This is a genomic window from Pseudomonas sp. GW821-FHT09A09 (assembly GCF_059418405.1).
The window spans coordinates 27073-43471 of record NZ_JBWKPU010000002.1 but is presented as its reverse complement, the minus strand read 5'-3'; the positions used below and the strand labels follow the sequence as shown (position 1 = coordinate 43471).

Genomic DNA, 16399 nt, shown 5'->3' with positions numbered 1-16399 from the left:
TGGAGTGCACATGCGGATCTACATCACAGGCGCTTCCTGCTCGGGCGTGACGACGTTGGGGCGCACCCTCGCGACGTTGCTCAGCTTGCGACAAGTCGATGTCGATGACTTTTACTGGATGCCCACGGACCCGCCCTATACCACGAAACGTGCGCCTGAAGATCGCGTGAGCTTGATTCAACAATCACGCGGGGACGATGACTGGGTGCTGACGGGCTCGTGCAACCTGTGGGGCGACGCGTTGATCGCCGAGGCCGATCTGATCGTGTTTGTGGACACGCCAACCTCGGTGCGCCTCGAGCGGCTGGCTGCGCGTGAGCAGGCACGTTTTGGGGCGCGCATCGCACCCGGTGGCGACATGCACGGGATACACGTGGCGTTTCGGGAATGGGCTTCGCAGTATGACGATCCCCACTTTTCCGGACGCAACAGAGCGCGGCACGAAGCGTGGATTACAGAACAGACCGTGCCTGTCCTGCGAATTGACGGGGAGGGCACTGTTGAAGGGATGGCGGCGCAGGTGGTGCATGCTGTGGAGCGTCGGGTTCTGTAGTGAGCGAGCTTGCTCGCGCCGGGCGCGCCCCAATCCCAAACCTCGCAATCCTGACGCGAACAAGGTCAAGTTATGTGCGCAAGAACAACCCATACCTCACTTCCGCAAGGGTTACACCGCCCCTTATCAGGTTACGCTCGCTACCCGGTTCCTCAACGCATCCAACGCTGCGATAGAACCGAATTGCCCGTTCATTCAGCGCCAACACCCACAATGTCACTCGCGTAAAACCTTGCTGGAGTAAATGCTGCACGCCGATGTTCCATAGCGCCCGCCCGACACCCGTTTCCCAGTACCCGGCCAGGACATAGATGGCCATGACTTCACCCGTATTGACCTCGGCGTCGTCATCGCGACTGACTCCGACGGATACCCAGCCAACCACCTGCTGGTCCCGCTCCGCCACCCATACGCCGGATTCGTCCGATTCAATCGAGCGGGCCCAGAACGATTCACGCCGAGCCAGGGTGGTATCCAGCGCGCTCAGGTAGTCGGCCGGCATCAGGTCACGGTAGGCCTCTTGCCAACTGCGGATATGCACCTGGGCAATGGCGTTTGCATCAGAAGGTAGTGCCTTGCGAATCATTGAAATGCTCCTTGCCTGGCTGCGGTGAGTCCGTGCTGTTGCCCTTCAAGCATGGGCGCAAATCATGACAGTTGAAGGCTTGAGCGCAATCGTACACACCATGAGGAGCGCTAAAGATTCAGTGAAATCAATTCATTATCTATGGAGCAAGGGCTCGACCTAAAATAGCCTCAATGATTGAGACTATTAATATTGCTGAGCAACACCAGAAGCTATCAGTCGATACATTCAGGTGTTGCTTCGGGTGTATGGGTGTGAAATTAAAATGAGTACAGACTTTACATTTGCTATCAAGCGCATTCAGTTTGACGAGCATTATCACCCTTCCGAAAATACCCGCATTACCACCAACTTTGCCAATCTGGCGCGTGGGAAGAGTCGCCAGGAAAACCTGCGTAACACCTTGCGGATGATTGATAACCGCTTCAATGCCCTGGCGCATTGGGATAATCCAAAGGGTGATCGTTACGCGGTCGAACTTGAAATTATCTCCGTTGAAATGGACGTAAATGCCGGCAGCACCGGCAACGCCATTCCGCTGATTGAAATATTGAAAACCAATATTGTGGATCGCAAAACGGACGAGCGTATCGAAGGAATTGTAGGAAACAACTTCTCATCTTACGTACGCGATTACGACTTCAGCGTGCTGTTGCTGGGGCATAACAAGGATCGCGCGGGTTTTAGCACCCCCGATAATTTCGGCGACCTGCACGCCAAGCTGTTCAAGCACTTCGTGAACTCAAGCGCCTACAAGGCCAACTTTAACAAGCTGCCCGTCATTTGCCTGAGTGTTTCGAGCAGCAAGACCTACCTGCGCACGGAAAACCAGCACCCCGTGCTGGGTGTGGAATACCAGCAGGATGAGTATTCGTTGACAGACGCGTACTTCCAGAAAATGGGCTTGAAGGTTCGCTATTTCATGCCGCCCAACAGTGTTGCGCCGTTGGCGTTCTACTTCTCGGGTGACTTGCTGGGGGATTACACGAACCTCGAGCTGATCAGCACCATCAGCACTATGGACACCTTCCAGAAGATTTATCGCCCCGAGATTTACAACGCGAATTCGGCCGCCGGTAAATCCTATCAGCCAAGCTTGAGCCATCAGGATTACTCGCTGACACTGATTGTTTACGACCGAGAAGAACGCAGCCGCCTGGCGATTGAGCAGGGTAAGTTTGTTGAGGAAAACTTCATCAAACCCTACCAGGCTGTGCTTGAGCAGTGGTCCGCTAACTGCGCGCTTTGATTAATTAAACGTACAAGGTTGTTCATGATGAAAAAGTTGTTACCTACTTCAACCGCTGGCAGCTTGCCTAAACCGTCCTGGCTGGCAGAACCCGAGAAACTCTGGTCGCCCTGGAAGTTGCAAGATGATGAGTTGGTTGAAGGCAAACACGATGCCCTGCGTTTGGCGCTGCAAGAGCAACAGCAGGCGGGCATTGATATCGTCAGTGACGGTGAACAAACTCGCCAGCACTTTGTGACGACGTTTATTGAACACCTCAGTGGCGTGGATTTCGAGAAACGCGAGGTCGTCAGGATTCGTGATCGTTACGACGCCAGCGTTCCGACCGTGGTCGGCGCCGTTGCACGTCAAAAGCCGGTGTTTGTTGAAGATGCCAGGTTCTTGCGCCAGCAAACAGACCAGCCGATCAAATGGGCACTGCCTGGCCCGATGACCATGATCGACACGCTGTACGACAACCACTACAAGAGCCGTGAAAAACTGGCGTGGGAATTTGCCAAGATCCTCAACCAGGAAGCCCTGGAATTGGAAGCGGCCGGTGTCGACATCATCCAGTTTGATGAGCCCGCGTTTAACGTGTTCTTTGATGAGGTAAACGATTGGGGCGTTGCCACGTTGGAGCGTGCAATCGAAGGCCTCAAATGCGAAACCGCCGTGCATATCTGCTACGGCTACGGCATCAAGGCCAACACCGATTGGAAGAAAACGCTGGGGTCGGAATGGCGCCAATATGAAGAGGCGTTCCCCAAGCTGCAAAAATCCAGCATCGATATCATTTCGCTTGAATGCCACAACTCCCATGTACCCATGGAGTTGATCGAGCTGATTCGCGGCAAGAAAGTGATGGTCGGTGCCATTGATGTGGCCAACCATGCCATTGAAACACCTGAGGAAGTCGCCAATACCCTGCGCAAAGCGCTGCAGTTTGTGGACGCCGACAAGCTTTACCCGTGCACGAACTGCGGCATGGCCCCTCTGCCTCGTCATGTGGCAAGAGGCAAGCTGAATGCCCTGAGCGCCGGTGCAGAAATCGTTCGCAGAGAGCTGTTGAACCAAGGCTGAGCGAACGCCGGAGGAGGGCGGTGGAGTTAACCCTCACCCGCCTTCTTCCGGCCTCACTTTGCCCGTTCGACGCCACCGACTATTCAAGGCTTTCTATGTCACGTCTCCCTACGGCTATCGAGCCACTGCACTTTCGCGAAGCGCTTGGGCACTACGCCTCCGGTATCACGGTGATTACCTCCCACCTTGATGACGAACCGATTGGCTTTACCTGCCAGTCGTTCTACAGCGTGTCGATGAGCCCGCCGCTGGTGTCATTCAGTGTCATGTCCAGTTCGGCGAGCTACCCCAGGATTCGCGAGGCCGGTCGTTTCGCAGTCAACATCCTGTCGGGCGAGCAGGTGGGTATTTCCAATCAGTTCGCTCGGCGAGGCACGGGCAAATGGCACGACGTGGACTGGCACACGTCGCCGCTGGGCAATCCGATCATTGCCGGCAGCCTGCACTGGCTCGATTGTGAAATTCACGCTGAACACGCTGCAGGTGATCACCTGATTGTGATTGGTGAAGTTAAAGCGTTGAACCTGCAAGCGCCTGGGGCGCAGCCGTTGCTGTACTTCAAGGGGCAGTATCGGAATATCGCTGCCAATGTCGGTCATTGATCGTCATAAATCGGCAGCTCTATCGCGTCCGCTTTCGGCGAAAGGATTTTACCGAACAGGGTGCTTAACCCTGGCGCGGTAGCCATCCTCAACACCGCGTGGCCCAGTGCGATACCGGCGCGTGAGTGCGGCGATGCCAACCTGGGCGCCCATTTGGGCACGCTTTGCGCCTGGGCAACGTACGGGCGCATCAGGTTTTCATACGCCGCAAATGCTTGAGTGTGATCCGTGTGGCGCCCCAATTCCCCGGCCAGCACATAGGCCCCGCACAGCCCCAGGCTGGTGCCCATGCCACTGATGGGCGATGCGCAATACGCCGCGTCACCCACCAGCGCGATACGGCCTTTGGACCAACGCGCCATCTTCACTTGGCCCACTGCATCCAGATACAGGTCAGTCGCCCTCTCCAGGGCTGCGAGTACCCGTGGTGCCTCCCAGCCGGCGTCGGCAAACACATGCTTGAGCAGGGTGATCTGCTCGGCCCGGGGCAGTTTTTCGTAGCCGCTCGGTGCTTGTTGAAACGATAGAAACGCCCGCGTAGTACCCAGGTTGTCAGGGCGCAGGCAGATGGAACGCCCCCCGGGGAAGTTGCACCAGCGCATCACGTCACTGTCGCTCGGCTGTCGAGGCACGGTGAAGTAGGCCGTGTAGAGATCCAGCGGGCGCCGCTCGACTTCGCTGCCAAACACCTGACTGCGTGTGGTGGAGCCGATCCCCTCGGCCACGATCACCAAGTCGTAGACCTGCTCGCCACCCTGTTCGAAGCGCACGTGCACCCTGTCGCCATGGTCTTCGAGGGCTTCAATGCTGTCGCCGAAGCGGTAGGTCACGCGGTTTTGGCTGTGCCCGATCAACAGCTTGGCGAGTTCGCCCCTGAGGATTTCCAGCTCAGCGATGGGGCCGTCACCGTCGAAGGCATTGACGCCAATGAATGCTTTGGTCCGGTTGTGCACGTCGACGAAGGCGATCCCTTGCTCATGGGTGGTATTGGCCTGAATCAATCCCTCCAACCCCATGCGTTGCACCACCACACGGCCTGCACCGCGCACGTCGATAGTTTGTCCGCCGTCGCGAAAGGTGCGGGCGCGCTCCACCACGGTCACGTCCATGCCTTGTCGGGACAACCAATACGCCAGCGCCGGCCCGGCAATGCTCGCGCCCGTCACCAGGATTTTTTGTGCTTTCATCAGGCGTCCTGACCTTCGTGAGAGGAGGGCGCATTGCCCGGCAGTGTGGTGCGGTAGACCTCGATCACCTGCCCGAGAAAGGCCTCGATCACCCTGCGGTCGTCGCCCTCGAGTGCGCCGAGCACGCTGCTGAGCCCGTTGAGCATCGGCGCGATGTGCCGATACGCCTGGGCCACCGACTCAGGCACCGGGCGCACCAGCACCCGGCGCTTGTCATTGAGCTGGCGCTCGCGCACCACGTGCCCGGCGCGTTCCAGTCGGTCAATGACCTGAGTAATGCCTGCGGTGGTGACCGAGAGGCGCGTGGCAAGCTCGGTGGGGGGGAGCGGCCCGTCGGTGATCAGGTGTTCCAACACGGCCACGTCGGTCTGGTTGATACCCAGGGCGGTGCCCAGATGACTGGCGGACTTGCGCGTGAGGATGGCGATCTGTTGCAGCTGCTGGCCGACGGTATCGCTGGCGATTTGCAGGCGGCGTGGGTCTTCGGGGGTTTGGTTTTTGGGTGACTTCATGGGCAGAGGCAGTCCACGGTTCATGGGCGAGGCGTTGTGAGGAGGAAGAAACTAGCATATAGCTAACTTGCTTAGCTAGTTTTAAAAGCGGGCGGTGACGCTGCCACCTGATCGGGCATAATCGCGGTCTGCCTGCCCACCGGGAATCCTGCACCCCATGCAACCGCTCGAATTCACCGTTGCCTTCGAAAACTACACGCTGCACGCCGATACCCTGACAGGCGAACGCAACCCTCACCTGTTTTGCATCCACGGCGGCGGCGCGCGTTGCCGCTCGGTATTCGCCGAGGTGCGACACACGCTGCACGGGCAGGGCATTGGCTCTACGGCCCTGGACTGCATCGGCCATGGACAAACCGGTGGTGTGTTCGCCGACTCATCCCTTCACCGGCGTGACCAGCAGGCGCTGTCGGTGATTCGGCACCGCGGGGTGCAGCCCAGCGCCTTGATCGGCATCAGCATGGGCGCCTATAACGCGGTGCGGTTGAGCGAAACCCTGGGCGCCCAGACGTTGATTCTGGTGGTGCCGGGCATCTACACCCCCGAGGCTTACACGGTGCCGTTTGGCCCTTCGTTTTCGGCGATCATCCGCCAGCACCGCAGCTGGGCCGATAGCGATGCGTGGGACATTCTCAGCCGGTTCAAGGGCCGGCTGCTGGTGATCGCCGGGGAGCAGGATGACGTCATCCCGCTGGAAATCCCCGAGCGGCTGTTGGGGGCAGCGACCCACGCCCAGGACAAGGAGTTGCTGGTCATTCCCGACGCGGGCCATAACGGGCTGATGCCCCTCATTCAGCAGCAGCCGCAATGGCTCGCAGCAATCACCACGCGTGTGGCGTCAAGCGCCTGAGTGCCTGCGGGTTCAGGCCCTGCGCGCCATCAACAACACTGTCGCCGCCGCCGACAACAACCCCGCGCAGCAACGATTGAAAATCCGCTTGCCACGGGGCTCGGCAAACCAGCGACGCATGTGCAGGCCCATGTAGGCGTAGGCGCTGATGGCAATCCATTCCAGTGCCAGGAACATCGCACCCAACAGGGCGAATTGCGGGGTGATCGGCTGGCCCGGCACCACGAATTGCGGGAGAAATGCAGTGAAGATCAGGATGGCCTTGGGGTTGCCCGCTGCCACCAGAAACTCCTGACGCGCCAACGCCCACAATCCCACCTTGGCCGTAGCGGATTCCGCCTCTGCCTGGGGATTGGCGCGCCATAGCTGAAAGGCCAAATAAAACAGATACGCCGCCCCCAGAATCTTGATCCCGTAGAACAACAGCTCCGAGGTTTGCAGCACCACCGCCAAACCCGCAGAAGCCAGCGCGATCATGCCGGCGAAGGCCAGCAGACGGCCGATACCCGCCAGGCACGAAGTGCGGTAGCCGTAGCGAGTGGAGTTGCTCACGGACAGCAGGTTGTTCGGGCCGGGCGCCATGTTCAGGGCGAAGCAGGCGGGGAGGAAGAGGGAGAGGGTGGCGAGGTCCATGGCGGCTCCGTGTGCGCGGGGGACGGGGAGCGTTGAGGATAAGGGGGGTGGGGCGCTTGGACAATGGGGGCAGTGGAGCGCTTTTATTGCGGCTCCAGTTCTGACCATAAATCACTGCGCCCAATGCCGTTCATGAACGTTCCGTAGTCTTCAAATTGACCGACATTCACCTCCTCTTCACTAAACCACGTCGCTTCACATTCGTTGCATACCCACAACAAGATCTGTGCGGCGTGGACACGCATTGCCAGGACGCAACCTTGACTACATCTTTTGCACTCAATCTGCATGTCAGTCATTGCCAGTGGGCAGTGAAGAAGAGCAGCGTTTGAAGCGGCCGCTGTGCACCAGGTGCTCAGTCTTGCTTATACGCCTGGGTGTTGATCAGTTTGCCTGAGGTATCAAATAAAAATGCCACCGTGATAGTGCTTTGGACTTTATAAAGATAGACGTATCGACCATCCGGGTTTTTGTTCTCATGAAATGGCGAACCCAAGCAGCTTCGGATCTGCTGTGAAGTGGCTTCGCCTGCCTTGTAATCGCCGATTTTTTGAGGGCAATCTGCAGGCGGCGCAGAACTTTGCTGATTCATTTTCTTTATTTCAAAATCAGCGCTGCCCATGCCCTTTTCTTTGAAGGTTATCAAGAACGAAGAACGGGCACCTTGCGACTCGACAACCCACATTTCCCGCCAAGCTCTGGCGCCAGGGCTGCCAACAGGTTGCTGGATCACGAACTTCAGTATTTTTGTTTCTGCAGTAAACGCGGGTGCGCCGAGTATGTTCTGCAGGCCGGCGGTGGTGTCAGACGCCAACTTTTCATTGGTCAGTGTCCCTTCACTGGCAACGTTTGGCTTGATGCTGGAGACCGGCTGCAACTGGGAAGAGGTTTCGCAGCCGGATAACACGAAGGCAAAAACAATGGCGGCAAGTTTTAAACGCATCTAATCACTCCTTGATTGAGACCGGCTGACCATCTGGGCTCGTAGTCTCGCTGGTAATATCCATGTGCTATCACTGTATCCAACCCCGGCGTCTTGTCAAATACGGCCGGTCATTAATGTTCGGCCATAGCGCGAGAAGACGCTGAGGGGCTTCGCGGTAGACATGACCGCCTCAAATCGAACGCTGATTGACCCGCGCCATCAGTTGCTCCGCCGTCTCCTTTCGCTCCGAGTAACGATCCACCAAAAAATTCTGTTGGTCTCGCAGCAGCAAGGTGAACTTCACCAGTTCCTCCATCACGTCAACGACGCGGTCGTAGAACGGTGACGGTTTCATCCGTCCGGCCTCATCGAACTCCATGTAGGCCTTGGGCACCGAGGATTGGTTGGGGATGGTGAACATGCGCATCCAGCGCCCCAGCACGCGCAGTTGGTTGACCACGTTAAAGGACTGGGAGCCGCCACACACTTGCATCACCGCCAGGGTCTTGCCCTGGGTCGGGCGGACGGCGCCCAGCTCCAGGGGGATCCAGTCGATCTGCGCCTTGAACACGGCCGACATCGCGCCGTGGCGTTCCGGCGAGCACCAGACCTGGCCTTCGGACCACAGCACCAGCTCGCGCAACGCTTGCACCCTGGGGTGTTCCACCGGGGCATCGTCTGGCAGGGGCAGGCCACTGGGGTTGAAAATACGCACCTCGGCGCCAAAGTGCTCCAGCAGGCGCGCGGCTTCTTCAACCAGCAGGCGACTGAAGGAACGCTCGCGAGTCGATCCGTATAACAACAGGATGCGTGGTTTGTGGCCTGATGCTGGCAAATCTGGGAACAGGCTAGGGTCGAGGTTAGGTGGGTGTTCTGACATGAATCCTCCTGAGATTAGAGCGTGCCGATGCGATCGAGCTCAGACTTGAGCTGGTCGCGGTTGAGCTGGGCAAAAGGCAGTTCGAGGAAGGCTTTGCAGCGTTGTTCGATGGTCGCCAGTGTCGCGTGGAACGCGGCCTCGATTTGCGCTTCGTCGCCGCGCACGTCGGACGGGTCTTCCAGCCCCCAATGGGATTTCAACGCTGGGCCGAAGTACACCGGGCAAGCTTCGCCCGCTGCCTTGTCGCAGACTGTAACGACGATGTCTGGCGGGTTATCTTCAAAGGCGTCATTGCCTTTGCTGTGCAAGCCGTCGATGGAGATGCCGGCCTGCTGTAAGGTCGTCAGGCTGCGGGGCAACACCTGACCCTTGGGGAAACTGCCGGCGCTCACCGCTTCAAAGCCAGCGGGGGCCAGGTGGTTGAACACAGCTTCGGACAGGATGCTGCGGCAGCTGTTGGCCGTGCACATGAACAGGACTCGCATGGGGTGCTCCTTTCGCTTGGGGCGGTTGTCAAAGGCTCAGGCGCAGGGCCAGGGCCGAGAGGGTGATCAACAGAACCGGAAGGGTCAGCAGCGCGCCAACCTTGAAGTAATAACCCCAGGTGATGCGCATGCCTTTGCGCGCCAGCACGTGCAGCCAGAGCAGCGTGGCCAGGCTGCCGATGGGGGTGATTTTCGGGCCGAGGTCGCAGCCGATGATGTTGGCGTAGATCATCGCCTCGCGAACAACGCCCTCCGCGTTGCTGGCCTGAATCGACAGCGCGCCGATCAACACGCTTGGCATGTTGTTCATCACCGACGACAGCAACGCCGACAGCAGGCCGGTGCCAAGGGTAGCGGCCCACAGGCCTTGTCCGGCCAGGTGGTCGAGGACCCGGGCGAGCCAATCGGTCAGGCCGGCATTCTTCAGGCCATACACCACCAGGTACATACCCAGCGAGAACACCACGATCTGCCACGGGGCTTCGCGCAGCACCCGTCGCGTCGAGATTCGGTGGCCCTTGGCGGCGACCGCGAACAGCAAGGCCGCGCAGGCAGCCGCGACGGCGCTGACGGGAATGCCCAGTGGTTCGAGTGCGAACAGGCCGACCAACAGCATCAACAACGTCCAGCCACCGACGATGAAGGTGGCGCGGTCACGAATGGCCGCTTTGGGTTCTTGCAACGCATCCAGCGCATAACGAGGGGGCACGTCGCGACGGAAATACACAAACAGCACCAGCAGGGTGGCAGCGACGCTGACCAGGCTCACCGGCACCATCACCGAGGCGTACTCGGTGAAACCCAGCCCGAAGTAGTCGGCGGAGACGATGTTCACCAGGTTGGACACCACCAGCGGCAGGCTGGCGGTGTCGGCAATGAACCCGGCGGCCATGACAAACGCCAGGGTCGCGGCGGGGGAAAAGCGCAACGCCAGCAGCATCGACATCACGATGGGCGTGAGGATCAGCGCCGCGCCATCATTGGCAAACACGGCGGACACGGCAGCGCCCAACAGGACACAGAAGGCGAACAACCGATAGCCGCTGCCTTTCGCCCAACGCGCCACATGCAGCGCGGCCCATTCGAAGAAACCGGCTTCATCCAGCAACAGGCTGATGATGATCACCGCGATAAAGGTGGCGGTCGCATTCCAGACGATGGCCCATACCGTCGGGATGTCCTGCAGCGACACCGCGCCCACTGCCAGCGCGATCAGCGCACCGACCGTGGCGCTCCAGCCAACGCCGAGGCCCTTGGGTTGCCAGATGACGAGCACGAGGGTGAATACAAAAACAGCCACGGCGACAAACATTGAACACTCACTCGATCAGGGGTCAGCAGCAGGCCGCTTCGCGCACGGGCCGGCCATCCATGTTTTGCAGGCGTGAAGCGTTGCCCTTGAGCCAGCCCGCGTTGGCCTTGGACGTCACATGCAGAACCTCGTGAACCCAAGCGGGCAGGTCCGGATTGAGGCGGTAATAGACCCACTGGCCCTGGCGGCGATCCAGCAACAACCCGCTGCTGCGCAGCTGGGCGAGGTGGCGGCTGATTTTCGGTTGGCTGTCGTCGAGCGCACACATCAGCTCGCAAACGCACAGCTCACCTTGATCGGCAATCAGCAGGGTGGCCCGCACGCGGGTCTCGTCAGACAGGCTCTTGAAGACTTCGGGGGGTGTGATCATGGGAGGCTCGGTAAATATGGATAACCGAATATACGGATATCCATATATTTAAATCAAGCACGAATTTCGCCGAGCGCCTGCGCTTTGATCGGTGAGGGGCTTGAGCAAAAAACTCAGGGCCTTGAATCCCGTGCGTCAATCGAGAAAACTCCACCGCACAATGTGAGGAGCCCGCAATGCAAGGAACAGCGTTTCAGGTCGTGCGAATCGACCAGATCCACGAAATAGTTTCGCCTACCGTAGACGCACTTCTGCTGCCATCGGGTTTTGAAGTACAAGGCCCATTGTCCTGGGTGCGCAGTGCTGATGCCCCCATCCGGCAGATCTTTCGCCTGGCGCAGTGGAAGGGCGGTGCGCTCGCGCCTTCATGGGGGTTGTCCCTGGATTTTGTCCCGCACCTGTCCGGCAATGACTTCAAGTGGCACAGAACTGTGAAGTCGGCGCGACCTGACCTGACGTTTGATGTGCGTGATCGGGCGCTTGATATTTCCTATAGCTACGGGCCCGAAACCATTGCGAAGTGCGCACCCGATATCCTCAGGGCAGTTATTCCAACCGCAGAATCCTTCTGGAACTCGGCGCGTTCGATAGCCGACCTGCCCAATGCTTTTGAGCGGGTCAGGCAGCATCTGTCGACAGGGGGATTGGGTTTCTACAACTACACGCAACACCCGCTTGCCTACGCTTTTGTGCTGGCCAGGAACGGCAAGCCCGATGCTGCTGAACAAGAGTTTCAGCGCTACTCACCGCGTCTTTCAGCGGCGGCGCAAAAGAAGCTTCGCACGTTGTTCGTTGATGCAGGGGGTTACCCAGGGGCGAGTGATTAACCGAATGAATCACCCACGTTGAAGCGTCTTTTGAATGGCCTTCAGTACCGCAGCGATGTGCCAGGTTTCAGGTCCGATGGCCGTGGCGCCTTTCGGTTCTGAAACCAATTCAATGTCCGTTGGTATCCCTTCCTCAGCCAGCAAGCACTTGGCCTCTTCCAGGTGTCTGTGTATGCCCGTCAACCACTGGCGACCCGTAACCGAAAGGAGAGCGAAGCTCTCGGTGTAAGAGCACGACAGCGTTTGCCGCAACTTGATCACCAAAGCTTTGTCCACACGAGAGAACGTCGGGCACAGCACATAGCTATTGCCGGCGGCAGCCTGCAGATATCGCTTGTCATACAGGTATTGGTCCACCGTAAAGCAACTGGCTACCGTCTCCAGCGCCCCGGTGTGTACGTCCACTAGGTGCGCGTTGACGCCGACGTAGCAGTATTCGGTTTTGCCGTGCAGCACGCATTCTTCGGTATTGCAGCGCACCACCCAGTAGTCGCGGTTGGCAGAGAGTTCGCAGAACGAAATGGCAAATCGCTCCGGGCGACCCTCTCTGAAGGAGCCTTCATGAAGGTCAAGGACGATAGCGCTGGCTTGTTGTGCGGATAGCATCTGGGTACTCAGGTGATCATTTTGAAGGTTAAGGTCACGGAAAACTTACTTCAATTTTTCCACCACCACGTTCGTGGCTTCAATTTCGATATCGCCGAAATCACCTTCCAGGATCAGTACGTTGTCTGCAAGGCTGATGCCCTCTAACTCTCCAAGGCCAGCGCGGGCGTGCAAGTTCAATGCGCCAAGCCGGATAGCCAGTTTAAGTCCATCGTCGTTCCAGGCCCTCAACTTGCAATAAGCACCGTCCTGCAAGCTGACGGTCATTTCAAAGAAACGATGGGCTTGGTCAATCGAGATCGACAGGATGTTGCTTTCTTCCAGGGCTTGAATGTTCATCGGCAGGTCTCTTTCGTTTGACGGCATTCTGCTGGAAACCCAAGGGTCAGTGCTGAGAAACCGCCAACTCACCGCTATCTTCCTTGGCCCGCGTCGCCCGAACCGCCATCACCAGCGCCAACATCGGTGCCAGGGTAAATACGGCGAACAACCAGCGCGCCGCATTGGCGACACCCGCATCGCCGGCTGCGTCGTTGATGCCCGCCATATTGGATATCACACCCGCAAGTGCCGCACCCAGCGCCATGGCAAACAGTTGCAGCGTGGTAATCGACGATGCAGCGGTGTCCTGATCCTGGGTCGAGGCCACTTGCAGGATGCGTGTCAGCAGGTGCGGCCAGCCCAGGCCGATACCGAATCCCACCAAAAACAACCCCAGGCAGATAGGCGCCAGGAGCGCCCAATCACCTCCACTTGCCGTGGGTGTGGTGATCGCCAATATCACCAACCCGGCGACGATCAGCAGCGGCCCTGCAAGGATGGCGCGATGGGCGCCGCGCCCGGTCCAGCCGGAGCTGAGGATCTCCGATACCGTCCAGCCTGCCGCCATCAACGCCGCCATGTAGCCGGCCACCAACGGTGATTGGCCGTGCAGGTGCTGCAGGAAATATGGCATGAAAATCTCGCTGCTCATGCCGATCACCAGCAGGCAGGTGGTGGCGTAGAGCGCGCAGAGTGGGGTGCTGAATTTCAGCGCGTCTCGTGGCAGCAATCGCACAGCGGCGCGGGATTCCTGGCGGATCAACAGCAGCACCAGCACGGCACAGGTTGCGATGCCCAGCAGGTTCCAGCTCGGCAGCGGCGAAACGCTGCCCGCACACACCGCCAACACCGCCGCAGCCAGCAGCACAAGTTGAGCCACCGGCAGGCGTGTGGCGGTGGTCGCCGCGTTATCTCGAGGTGGCAGCGCCCGGCTGGTGAGCACGATGTAGGCCAGGCTCACCGGTACCATCGCGCCAAAGGCGTAGCGCCAGGCGTCCATTTCGGCAAACACGCCGCCCACGGCCGGGCCCACCAGTGTCGCCACGCCCCACATGCCCGACACCAACGCCATCGCGCGCGGCCACAGGCGTTCCTCAAACACCAGTTGAATTATTGAGTAGCACAGGGCAAGCAATACACCACCGCCCAGGCCTTGGATCGACCGCCCGACCAGCATCACCGGCATGCTGGGTGCCAAGGCGCAGATCATCACACCCGCCATGAACACCAGGGTCGCAACCGCATAGGCCAGGCGCGGCCCGCTGCGTAGCAGCAGCTTGGAGGTGAGGGCCGAGCCCAGGATCGAGGCCACCACATACAGCGTGGTGCTCCAGGCATACAGCTCCAGCCCGCCGATTTCGGCCACCACCGACGGCAAAATGGTGGTGGCGATATAGGTGTTGGTAGCGTACAGCGCAATGCCCCCCGAGAGGGCAAGGGAGCGGGCGGCGTTCCTGCCACGGAGCAATTCGCCCCAACTGCTGTTCTGGGTGTCCATCCACAATTCCTTGTCATACGGGCGCCGGTAGGCCCCGATGGTTTGCATGAGCGTCAGGCTTGGGTTAATTTGCCAAGCAATTGCTTTGAATATTGCGGTGGGGCTAAATATTTTGTCAAGAAATGACTTGGAAAACTCTTCGGCGTCTCCGGCTGATCGCATCTTGCACCTGCTCAAGACCCGTGGCCCGCAGCTGGCCGCCGATGCGGGCGTATTCCTCGGCACCAGCGGTGAGGCTGCGCGCCAGCAACTGGTGAAACTGGCGGCCAGCGGCCTGGTACAGGCCACTTCTGAGGTGCGCGGGGTAGGGCGCCCGACGCAGGTGTGGCAACTCACGGCCCAGGGGCATGCACGCTTTCCGGACACCCACTCGGACCTGACCCTGCAACTGCTGCAGACCGTGCGCGAAACCTTCGGCGAGGCCGCCATCGATCGCCTGATCGACGTGCGCGAGCGCCAGACTCAAGCCTTGTATGAGCAAGAAATGGAAGGGTTGGCGGACCTGAAGGCACGGGTCGAACGGCTGGCCACGCTGCGAACCCGTGAAGGCTATATGGCCGAATGGAGCGAACAACCCGACGGCGCCTTGATCCTGGTGGAAAACCACTGCCCGATCTGTGCCGCCGCCACGGCATGCCAGGGCTTTTGCCGGGCGGAGTTGCAGGTATTTGAACAGGTGCTGCAGGCGAAGGTAGAGCGCGTGGAACATATCCAGTTAGGGGCAAGACGATGTGCCTACCGAGTAGGGCCGGCCTGAGCCTATTTATGTGTTTCTGATATCAGTCCTATACGATTCACCCCGTTTATCGATCAATGCCTGAACGGGTAGTTTCCTCCCCACGCCATCATTCATTGATCAGTCGGGAGGATTCACCGCATGCGCACCCCACTCAAAGCCACGTTCATGGCGGCCATGATCGGTATGTCAGGCGCCGAGCTTCAGGCGGCGGACTACAAGCAAAACCCCTTCACCCTGGCCTACGACGGCGCGTTGAAGACGAACGAACCGGGCAGGGTCAACATCCACCCGGTCCACTACACGCTCAATGGCCTGACCATCGCCGCCAACGTCTACACCCCGGCTGGCTACGACGCGAGCAAGCGGTACCCGGTGATTGTGGTCGCTCACCCCAACGGCGGCGTGAAGGAGCAGGTTGCTGGCCTGTATGCCCAGCGCATGGCCGCCCAGGGCTACATCACCATCACGGCGGATGCGGCGTATCAAGGCGCCAGCGGCGGCGAGCCGCGTAACGTCGACAAGCCGGCGTATCGCATCGAAGACATTCACGGCATGGCGGATTACATCGCCAACTATCCCGGCGCCGATGTCGCGCGTCTTGGCCTGCTGGGTATTTGCGGAGGCGGTGGTTACTCCCTGGCGGCGGCGCGCACCGATAAACGCTTCGCTTCAATCGCCACCGTGAGCCTGTTCAACTCGGGGCGGGTGCGCCGCAATGGCTACCAGGACTCACAGGTCGCCACGATCCAGCAGCGTTTGCAGCAGGCGTCCGCCGCACGCGCCCAAGAGGCGGCCGGTGGCGAGGTGGTGTACACCGGCGACGTGAAGCTGACCGATGAACAAGTTGCCAAGCTGCCATTCGACCTCTACCGCCAGGGGTTCGAGTATTACGGCAAGACCCACGCGCACCCCAACTCCACCTTCAAATACACCCTGAGCAGCCTGCTGGACCTGATGAGTTTTGACGCGACCGACCAGCTCGAATTGATCGACAAGCCACTGCTGATGATCGCGGGCAGCAAGGCCGACAGCCTCTACATGAGCGAGCAGGCATTCGCCAAGGCGACGGGTACCCAGGACAAACACCTGTTCAAGATTGAGGGCGCAACGCACATCGAGACCTATTGGGTGCCCGCCTATGTGGATATCGCCATCGACCAGTTGACCGCGTTCTACGCCAGAACCCTTTGATTCGGAGAGCC

Annotated in this window: 20 protein-coding genes; 8 read left to right on the top strand and 12 right to left on the bottom strand. The window is 59.3% G+C overall.

Annotated elements, in window-relative coordinates; all coding sequences use genetic code 11:
• Nucleotides 1-10 precede the first annotated feature (10 nt).
• On the top strand, nucleotides 11-553 hold the full coding sequence (locus AC07OV_RS01675) for an AAA family ATPase (RefSeq protein WP_495091342.1): 543 nt from the start codon (nucleotides 11-13) through the stop codon (nucleotides 551-553).
• A 70-nt stretch (nucleotides 554-623) separates the two neighbouring features.
• Here AC07OV_RS01675 and AC07OV_RS01670 read toward each other — a convergent pair whose 3' ends face one another.
• Complete coding sequence (locus tag AC07OV_RS01670) at nucleotides 624-1139, bottom strand: GNAT family N-acetyltransferase (protein ID WP_495091341.1); 516 nt, start codon at nucleotides 1137-1139, stop codon at nucleotides 624-626.
• Between the two features lie 265 nt (nucleotides 1140-1404).
• Between AC07OV_RS01670 and AC07OV_RS01665 the strand changes: the two genes are divergently transcribed.
• The 3 genes from AC07OV_RS01665 to AC07OV_RS01655 all read left to right on the top strand — a co-directional run bounded on the left by AC07OV_RS01665 (nucleotide 1405) and on the right by AC07OV_RS01655 (nucleotide 4052).
• The gene (locus AC07OV_RS01665) at nucleotides 1405-2388 is read left to right on the top strand and encodes a DUF1852 domain-containing protein (RefSeq protein WP_495091340.1); all 984 of its coding nucleotides are present in this window, start codon (nucleotides 1405-1407) and stop codon (nucleotides 2386-2388) included.
• 27 nt (nucleotides 2389-2415) lie between these two features.
• Nucleotides 2416-3450: a methionine synthase gene (locus AC07OV_RS01660; RefSeq protein WP_494995938.1), complete on the top strand. Its 1035-nt coding sequence runs from the start codon at nucleotides 2416-2418 to the stop codon at nucleotides 3448-3450.
• A 95-nt stretch (nucleotides 3451-3545) separates the two neighbouring features.
• Nucleotides 3546-4052, top strand: a complete 507-nt coding sequence (locus AC07OV_RS01655) for a flavin reductase family protein (RefSeq protein ID WP_495091339.1) — start codon at nucleotides 3546-3548, stop codon at nucleotides 4050-4052.
• Here the strand turns inward: AC07OV_RS01655 and AC07OV_RS01650 are convergent.
• Both AC07OV_RS01650 and AC07OV_RS01645 read right to left on the bottom strand, forming a co-directional pair.
• Nucleotides 4046-5239: an FAD-dependent monooxygenase gene (locus AC07OV_RS01650; protein ID WP_495091338.1), complete on the bottom strand. Its 1194-nt coding sequence runs from the start codon at nucleotides 5237-5239 to the stop codon at nucleotides 4046-4048. The two genes, AC07OV_RS01655 and AC07OV_RS01650, sit on opposite strands and share 7 nt — an antisense overlap.
• A complete protein-coding gene (locus tag AC07OV_RS01645; protein WP_495091337.1) occupies nucleotides 5239-5751 on the bottom strand; it encodes a MarR family winged helix-turn-helix transcriptional regulator in 513 nt (170 codons plus the stop codon). Before AC07OV_RS01645 ends, AC07OV_RS01650 begins: the two co-directional genes overlap by 1 nt.
• 157 nt (nucleotides 5752-5908) lie before the next feature.
• Between AC07OV_RS01645 and AC07OV_RS01640 the strand changes: the two genes are divergently transcribed.
• On the top strand, nucleotides 5909-6601 hold the full coding sequence (locus tag AC07OV_RS01640; RefSeq protein WP_495091336.1) for an alpha/beta fold hydrolase: 693 nt from the start codon (nucleotides 5909-5911) through the stop codon (nucleotides 6599-6601).
• A gap of 12 nt (nucleotides 6602-6613) precedes the next feature.
• Here the strand turns inward: AC07OV_RS01640 and AC07OV_RS01635 are convergent, their stop codons facing one another.
• The 6 genes from AC07OV_RS01635 to AC07OV_RS01610 all read right to left on the bottom strand — a co-directional run bounded on the left by AC07OV_RS01635 (nucleotide 6614) and on the right by AC07OV_RS01610 (nucleotide 11206).
• The gene (locus AC07OV_RS01635; RefSeq protein ID WP_178920529.1) at nucleotides 6614-7234 is read right to left on the bottom strand and encodes a LysE family translocator; all 621 of its coding nucleotides are present in this window, start codon (nucleotides 7232-7234) and stop codon (nucleotides 6614-6616) included.
• 355 nt (nucleotides 7235-7589) lie between these two features.
• Nucleotides 7590-8177 (bottom strand): hypothetical protein, encoded by a 588-nt coding sequence (locus AC07OV_RS01630; RefSeq protein ID WP_494995933.1) that lies wholly within the window; start codon nucleotides 8175-8177, stop codon nucleotides 7590-7592.
• A gap of 172 nt (nucleotides 8178-8349) precedes the next feature.
• Nucleotides 8350-9039: an arsenical resistance protein ArsH gene (gene arsH / locus AC07OV_RS01625; RefSeq protein WP_495091335.1), complete on the bottom strand. Its 690-nt coding sequence runs from the start codon at nucleotides 9037-9039 to the stop codon at nucleotides 8350-8352.
• A 14-nt stretch (nucleotides 9040-9053) separates the two neighbouring features.
• Complete coding sequence (locus AC07OV_RS01620) at nucleotides 9054-9524, bottom strand: arsenate reductase ArsC (RefSeq protein ID WP_495091334.1); 471 nt, start codon at nucleotides 9522-9524, stop codon at nucleotides 9054-9056.
• A 28-nt stretch (nucleotides 9525-9552) separates the two neighbouring features.
• Complete coding sequence (locus AC07OV_RS01615) at nucleotides 9553-10836, bottom strand: arsenic transporter (protein ID WP_495091333.1); 1284 nt, start codon at nucleotides 10834-10836, stop codon at nucleotides 9553-9555.
• Nucleotides 10837-10858: 22 nt separating this feature from the next.
• Entirely contained in the window at nucleotides 10859-11206 is a 348-nt protein-coding gene (locus AC07OV_RS01610) for a metalloregulator ArsR/SmtB family transcription factor (protein ID WP_494995929.1), read from the bottom strand.
• A 176-nt stretch (nucleotides 11207-11382) separates the two neighbouring features.
• Between AC07OV_RS01610 and AC07OV_RS01605 the strand changes: the two genes are divergently transcribed.
• Nucleotides 11383-12033, top strand: coding sequence for a hypothetical protein (locus AC07OV_RS01605; protein ID WP_495091332.1), 651 nt, complete (start codon nucleotides 11383-11385; stop codon nucleotides 12031-12033).
• Between the two features lie 9 nt (nucleotides 12034-12042).
• Here the strand turns inward: AC07OV_RS01605 and AC07OV_RS01600 are convergent, their stop codons facing one another.
• From AC07OV_RS01600 to AC07OV_RS01590, 3 genes are read right to left on the bottom strand one after another with little or no spacing between them, the layout of a single operon-like run.
• The gene (locus AC07OV_RS01600; RefSeq protein ID WP_494995927.1) at nucleotides 12043-12639 is read right to left on the bottom strand and encodes a hypothetical protein; all 597 of its coding nucleotides are present in this window, start codon (nucleotides 12637-12639) and stop codon (nucleotides 12043-12045) included.
• Between the two features lie 45 nt (nucleotides 12640-12684).
• On the bottom strand, nucleotides 12685-12978 hold the full coding sequence (locus AC07OV_RS01595; RefSeq protein ID WP_494995926.1) for a hypothetical protein: 294 nt from the start codon (nucleotides 12976-12978) through the stop codon (nucleotides 12685-12687).
• A gap of 46 nt (nucleotides 12979-13024) precedes the next feature.
• Complete coding sequence (locus tag AC07OV_RS01590) at nucleotides 13025-14458, bottom strand: MFS transporter (protein ID WP_495091331.1); 1434 nt, start codon at nucleotides 14456-14458, stop codon at nucleotides 13025-13027.
• A gap of 127 nt (nucleotides 14459-14585) precedes the next feature.
• Between AC07OV_RS01590 and AC07OV_RS01585 the strand changes: the two genes are divergently transcribed.
• Both AC07OV_RS01585 and AC07OV_RS01580 read left to right on the top strand, forming a co-directional pair.
• Nucleotides 14586-15215: a helix-turn-helix transcriptional regulator gene (locus AC07OV_RS01585; protein ID WP_495091330.1), complete on the top strand. Its 630-nt coding sequence runs from the start codon at nucleotides 14586-14588 to the stop codon at nucleotides 15213-15215.
• A 120-nt stretch (nucleotides 15216-15335) separates the two neighbouring features.
• Nucleotides 15336-16388 (top strand): alpha/beta hydrolase, encoded by a 1053-nt coding sequence (locus tag AC07OV_RS01580; RefSeq protein ID WP_495091329.1) that lies wholly within the window; start codon nucleotides 15336-15338, stop codon nucleotides 16386-16388.
• Nucleotides 16389-16399 lie beyond the last annotated feature (11 nt).

Coding starts and splice junctions, on each gene's coding strand:
- AC07OV_RS01675 (WP_495091342.1), top strand. CDS start 11: ATGCGGATCTACATCACAGGCGCTTCCTGCTCGGGCGTGACGACGTTG.
- AC07OV_RS01670 (WP_495091341.1), bottom strand. CDS start 1,139: ATGATTCGCAAGGCACTACCTTCTGATGCAAACGCCATTGCCCAGGTG.
- AC07OV_RS01665 (WP_495091340.1), top strand. CDS start 1,405: ATGAGTACAGACTTTACATTTGCTATCAAGCGCATTCAGTTTGACGAG.
- AC07OV_RS01660 (WP_494995938.1), top strand. CDS start 2,416: ATGAAAAAGTTGTTACCTACTTCAACCGCTGGCAGCTTGCCTAAACCG.
- AC07OV_RS01655 (WP_495091339.1), top strand. CDS start 3,546: ATGTCACGTCTCCCTACGGCTATCGAGCCACTGCACTTTCGCGAAGCG.
- AC07OV_RS01650 (WP_495091338.1), bottom strand. CDS start 5,239: ATGAAAGCACAAAAAATCCTGGTGACGGGCGCGAGCATTGCCGGGCCG.
- AC07OV_RS01645 (WP_495091337.1), bottom strand. CDS start 5,751: ATGAAGTCACCCAAAAACCAAACCCCCGAAGACCCACGCCGCCTGCAA.
- AC07OV_RS01640 (WP_495091336.1), top strand. CDS start 5,909: ATGCAACCGCTCGAATTCACCGTTGCCTTCGAAAACTACACGCTGCAC.
- AC07OV_RS01635 (WP_178920529.1), bottom strand. CDS start 7,234: ATGGACCTCGCCACCCTCTCCCTCTTCCTCCCCGCCTGCTTCGCCCTG.
- AC07OV_RS01630 (WP_494995933.1), bottom strand. CDS start 8,177: ATGCGTTTAAAACTTGCCGCCATTGTTTTTGCCTTCGTGTTATCCGGC.
- arsH (WP_495091335.1), bottom strand. CDS start 9,039: ATGTCAGAACACCCACCTAACCTCGACCCTAGCCTGTTCCCAGATTTG.
- AC07OV_RS01620 (WP_495091334.1), bottom strand. CDS start 9,524: ATGCGAGTCCTGTTCATGTGCACGGCCAACAGCTGCCGCAGCATCCTG.
- AC07OV_RS01615 (WP_495091333.1), bottom strand. CDS start 10,836: ATGTTTGTCGCCGTGGCTGTTTTTGTATTCACCCTCGTGCTCGTCATC.
- AC07OV_RS01610 (WP_494995929.1), bottom strand. CDS start 11,206: ATGATCACACCCCCCGAAGTCTTCAAGAGCCTGTCTGACGAGACCCGC.
- AC07OV_RS01605 (WP_495091332.1), top strand. CDS start 11,383: ATGCAAGGAACAGCGTTTCAGGTCGTGCGAATCGACCAGATCCACGAA.
- AC07OV_RS01600 (WP_494995927.1), bottom strand. CDS start 12,639: ATGCTATCCGCACAACAAGCCAGCGCTATCGTCCTTGACCTTCATGAA.
- AC07OV_RS01595 (WP_494995926.1), bottom strand. CDS start 12,978: ATGAACATTCAAGCCCTGGAAGAAAGCAACATCCTGTCGATCTCGATT.
- AC07OV_RS01590 (WP_495091331.1), bottom strand. CDS start 14,458: ATGGACACCCAGAACAGCAGTTGGGGCGAATTGCTCCGTGGCAGGAAC.
- AC07OV_RS01580 (WP_495091329.1), top strand. CDS start 15,336: ATGCGCACCCCACTCAAAGCCACGTTCATGGCGGCCATGATCGGTATG.